General features: G+C 65.5%; 6 protein-coding genes. 4 read left to right on the plus strand and 2 right to left on the minus strand.

Annotated elements, in window-relative coordinates:
- Together HC022_RS19595 and HC022_RS19600 are read right to left on the minus strand one after the other, a co-directional pair.
- The coding region (locus HC022_RS19595; RefSeq protein ID WP_167453545.1) for a helix-turn-helix domain-containing protein at nucleotides 1-218 on the minus strand (218 nt) is incomplete at its 3' end.
- A 150-nt stretch (nucleotides 219-368) separates the two neighbouring features.
- Nucleotides 369-1,592 (minus strand): multidrug effflux MFS transporter, encoded by a 1,224-nt coding sequence (locus HC022_RS19600; RefSeq protein ID WP_040384161.1) that lies wholly within the window; start codon nucleotides 1,590-1,592, stop codon nucleotides 369-371.
- Nucleotides 1,593-1,767: 175 nt separating this feature from the next.
- Between HC022_RS19600 and HC022_RS19605 the strand changes: the two genes are divergently transcribed.
- The 4 genes from HC022_RS19605 to HC022_RS19620 all read left to right on the plus strand — a co-directional run bounded on the left by HC022_RS19605 (nucleotide 1,768) and on the right by HC022_RS19620 (nucleotide 4,402).
- On the plus strand, nucleotides 1,768-3,300 hold the full coding sequence (locus HC022_RS19605; protein WP_008884675.1) for an acyl-CoA carboxylase subunit beta: 1,533 nt from the start codon (nucleotides 1,768-1,770) through the stop codon (nucleotides 3,298-3,300).
- 19 nt (nucleotides 3,301-3,319) lie between these two features.
- Nucleotides 3,320-3,658, plus strand: a complete 339-nt coding sequence (locus HC022_RS19610) for a hypothetical protein (RefSeq protein ID WP_167453546.1) — start codon at nucleotides 3,320-3,322, stop codon at nucleotides 3,656-3,658.
- A complete protein-coding gene (locus tag HC022_RS19615; protein ID WP_167453547.1) occupies nucleotides 3,655-4,047 on the plus strand; it encodes a DUF6497 family protein in 393 nt (130 codons plus the stop codon). The genes HC022_RS19610 and HC022_RS19615 overlap by 4 nt, the downstream gene beginning before the upstream one ends.
- A gap of 214 nt (nucleotides 4,048-4,261) precedes the next feature.
- Complete coding sequence (locus HC022_RS19620; protein ID WP_165617147.1) at nucleotides 4,262-4,402, plus strand: hypothetical protein; 141 nt, start codon at nucleotides 4,262-4,264, stop codon at nucleotides 4,400-4,402.
- The last annotated feature ends 119 nt before the right edge of the window (nucleotides 4,403-4,521 follow it).

Here is a 4,521-nt window from a genome sequence, read left to right on the forward strand (position 1 = left end):
CGTTCGCTGTCGCCCTGTCCCCTCTTTGTGACGTCGAAGCCGCCTTCATGCGCCAGCCCCCTCCTCACTGTGGTCGAGACCGGGCGGTTGTTGTTCTCCATCTGGTTCAGGTAGGGCAGCGAGATCCCCAGTTTTCCGGCGAAATCCTTCTGCGTCAGGCCGAGGCGGCCGCGCAGGTCGCGCAGCTTGGCGCCAGCATAAAGCTTGCGTGTGGGCATGTCTCCTCCTCCGTCACCCGGCGGGGCGGCCTGCAGGGCAGGGTGGCTTTGCAGCTTAGCGCCGGGTGGTGACGTTCTTTGCAAATCTCGCGCGCCACGTCCAGAGGGCGCGCGTGTGCGGAGGTCAGGATGGGCCGGACGGGGCCGGGCTCAGAGGGCAAGCCCGGCGAGGCGGCGCTCGCGGCGGATCACCAGCAGGATCGACACGATCGAGGCGACGCCGGTGGCGAACATCAGCCAGAGCAGCGGCCACGCGCCGGTGCCGGGTTGCAACAGCGCGCCCGCCAGCGCCGAGAGCGCCGCGCCGCCGCCGATCATGATCGCGCCCGAGAGGCCCGAGGCGGTACCCGCGAGATGCGGCCGCACCGACAGCGCGCCGGCGGTGGCGTTGGGGATGGTCATGCCGTTGCCGAGGCCGACGAAGGTCATGAAGCCGAAGAAGGTCCATTCCGACTGGAAGCCCGCGGCGAAGACCATCAGCGCCGTGCCGAGTCCGGCGGCGTTCAGCACGCAGCCCCAGAGGATCATGCGGTTGATGCCGACCCGCGCCGAGTAGCGCCCCGAAAGGCCGTTGCCGATGAAGTAGCCCACGGCAGGTGCTCCGAAGAAGAACCCCAGCGCCGCGGGCGAGAGGTGGAACACCTCGGAGCCCACGAAGGGCGCGCCGCCGAGATAGGCGAAGAAGGCACCCGACGAGAGCGCGCAGGTCAGCGCGTAGCCCCAGAAGCGCGGGCTGCGGAAGAGCTCGGGGTATTCGCGGAACTGCTGCATCAGCGACAGCCCGCGCGATACCGAGGTCTCGCCGAGGTCGCGCCAGCTCATCCACAGGATCAGCGCACCGAGGATGAACAGGAGCCAGAAGGTCGACTGCCAGCCGAAGGCCTCGTCGAGCATGCCGCCGAACACCGGGCCCACCATCGGCACGACTGCGACGCCCATGGTCACGTAGCCGATCATCGACGCCGCCTGGTCCTGCGGTACCATGTCCCGGACCACCGCACGGCTCAGCACCATGGCCGTGACGACCACGGCCTGGCACATCCTGAAGGTGAGGAAGGTGGCGATGTCGGGGGCGAAGATGCAGCCGAGCGTCGCCCCGAGGAACAGCACCAGGCCCCAGAGAATCACGGGGCGTCGCCCGAACTTGTCCGAGATCGGCCCGATTATGATCTGCAGAAGCGCGTTCACCCCGAGGTAGATCGCCACCGACAGCTGCATGACCCGGTATTCCGTGTGGAAATGCTCGGTCATCCTGGGCAGAGACGGCAGGAACACGTTCATCGCAAGCGCCGACAGCCCGGCCAGCAGGATCAGCGTGACAATATGTGGCGGGGTCGAGCGGTCCAGAAAGCGAACCATGGGTCCATTTTGCATGGCTAGAGCCGTATGGTCCCCCGCGCGGTTTGTCCATTCGGGAAAGCCTGACCCCGGTCTATTTGCTCTTTTGCAATTAGCTCACAATGCCATTTCCAAGCTTTGCAAATTTGCCGAATTTGACTTGAGTGGGAAAGCCGCCTCTGTATGGTCACGCCAAACGAAAGGGACGGCGATGAAAGACATTCTGCACGAACTGGAAGACCGGCGCGCAGGTGCGCGCCTCGGCGGTGGCCAGAAGCGGATCGACGCGCAGCACGCCAAGGGAAAGCTGACCGCGCGCGAGCGGATCGAGCTTCTCCTCGACGACGGCAGCTTCGAAGAATACGACATGTTCGTCGCCCACCGGTGCACCGATTTCGGCATGGAGAACAACCGTCCGTACGGCGACGGCGTGATCACCGGCTGGGGCACCATCAACGGTCGCATGGTCTATGTCTTCAGCCAGGATTTTACCGTCCTCGGCGGGTCGGTCTCGGCCACCCACGCGCAGAAGATCTGCAAGATCATGGACATGGCCATGCAGAACGGCGCCCCGGTGATCGGTCTCAACGACTCGGGCGGCGCCCGCATCCAGGAGGGTGTCGACAGCCTCGCGGGCTACGCCGAGATCTTCCAGCGCAACGTGCTCGCCTCGGGCGTGGTGCCGCAGATCTCCGTCATCATGGGCCCCTGCGCCGGCGGCGCGGTCTATTCGCCCGCCATGACCGACTTCATCTTCATGGTGAAGGACACCTCCTACATGTTCGTCACCGGCCCCGACGTGGTGAAGACCGTGACCAACGAGGTGGTGACGGCCGAAGAGCTGGGCGGCGCCTCGACCCACACCAGGAAGAGCTCGGTCGCCGACGGTGCCTTCGAGAACGACGTCGAGGCCCTGGCCGAAGTGCGCCGCCTCGTCGACTTCCTGCCGCTCAACAACCGCCAGAAGCCGCCGGTGCGGCCGTTTTTCGATGACGTGGCGCGGCTCGAGGATTCGCTCGACACGATCATCCCCGAGAACGCCAACCAGCCCTACGACATGAAGGAACTGATCCTGAAGGTCGCGGACGAGGGCGACTTCTACGAGATCCAGGAAGAGCACGCCAAGAACATCATCACCGGCTTCATCCGGCTCGAGGGCCAGACCGTGGGCGTGATCGCCAACCAGCCGATGGTGCTGGCGGGCTGTCTCGACATCGACAGCTCGAAGAAGGCGGCACGGTTCGTGCGCTTCTGCGACTGTTTCGAGATCCCGCTGCTGACCTTTGTCGACGTGCCGGGCTTCCTGCCGGGCACCGGTCAGGAATACGGCGGCGTCATCAAGCACGGCGCCAAGCTGCTCTTCGCCTATGGCGAGGCAACGGTGCCCAAGGTCACCGTCATCACCCGCAAGGCCTATGGCGGCGCCTATGACGTGATGAGCTCCAAGCACCTGCGCGGCGACGTGAACTATGCGTGGCCCACCGCCGAAATCGCGGTGATGGGCGCCAAGGGCGCGACCGAGATCATCCACCGCGCCGATCTCGGCGACCCCGAGAAGATCGCCAAGCACACCGCTGATTACGAGGGCCGGTTCGCCAACCCCTTCGTGGCGGCCGAGCGCGGCTTCATCGACGAGGTGATCCAGCCGCGGTCGACCCGTCGCCGGGTGAGCCGCGCCTTCGCGATGCTGCGGGGCAAGCAGCTCTCGAATCCGTGGAAGAAGCACGACAACATTCCGCTCTGATCCGGACAGGGGAGGGGGAATGGCCCGCGGGGCATGGCATATGCACGAGGAGGAGGGCGTTCTGATCCTGGCCCGCCGCTGGCCGGCGCGATTTGACCTCGTGGTCGAGACGCGCCTGCCGCCGGTGACGCGCCGGGGCCGGCTGGCCCACCAGGTGCGGCAGGACGTCTGGCGTGCCTTGCGCGACCTGCGCGGCTTCTCGCCCTGCGTGTCGGTGCGGACCGAAGACGGGGGCACCGTGCTGCGGGCGGGCGGACAGCTAGACGCGGCGGCCCCCGGAGCGTTGGCGGCGAGACGCATCGCCGCCGTTCTCGAGGACCCGGGCAACCGTGCCCGCTGGCTCAGGTGGTCCAGATGATGTTGAACCTGCCGGTGATTCTCCTCGTTGCCGCGGCAGCGATGCCGGCGGCGGGCGAGCCCGTCGTGGTGCCCTCCGGGATGCCGGTCAGCTTCGAGGATGTCATTTGGGACCAGCCCGGCGACGGTCTGGTCTACCGCTTTCGCTTCCTCGCACCCGAGATCGGGGGGGAGGCGCCGAGACTTTACGAAGAGGTGTCATCCGACATGGATTATCTATGCGAGTCCTTCGCGCTGCCGCGGCTCGCGGCGATCGGCCCCGAGCCATCGCGCATCGTGATCTCCCTCATGGCCGAACCGGTCGCCTTCGGCGATCCGGCGCCTGAGGTGAGGCAGTATTTTGAGGCCTACTCCCACGCTGAAGGCAACTGCATCTGGGAGGCTTTCTGATGCCTGCACAACATCTTGGGAGATTTTGCTCATACGGTGGGCAGACTGCGTCTTTGCAGTCACATATCCGCTTTGCAGCGCGAGGCAGATATTGTCCCCGCAAAACTTGGGCTATGTTGAAATCCGATTGCACCCAAGCAATCGAAACCTCGGAGCGAGGACAGGCAAGGCCAGAGGGCTTTGTCGGTTCCGTTGAACCTGACAGGAGAAAAAGATGTCCAAGAGCATCAAAGTGCTTGCAATGCTTGGTCTGTTCGGGCTTGCCGCTTGCGGCGGTCAGCAAGAAGAAGAGTACGTGGTGGTCGACCCCGAGCCCATCACGACCGAGCCCGTCTACACCGGCAAGTACAAGTAATACTGTGGGGCGGGCCCGCGGGCCCGCCCCCCTTTCGCCCCGCGCGGTGGCCCTCGGTTCGGAGGGCGGGCGATGCTGAAACACCGTGGCTTCCCGGGCCGTCTGCCCGGAACCGATTT

The sequence above is a fragment of the Salipiger sp. HF18 genome, assembly GCF_011806505.1.
Taxonomy (GTDB): domain Bacteria; phylum Pseudomonadota; class Alphaproteobacteria; order Rhodobacterales; family Rhodobacteraceae; genus Salipiger; species Salipiger thiooxidans.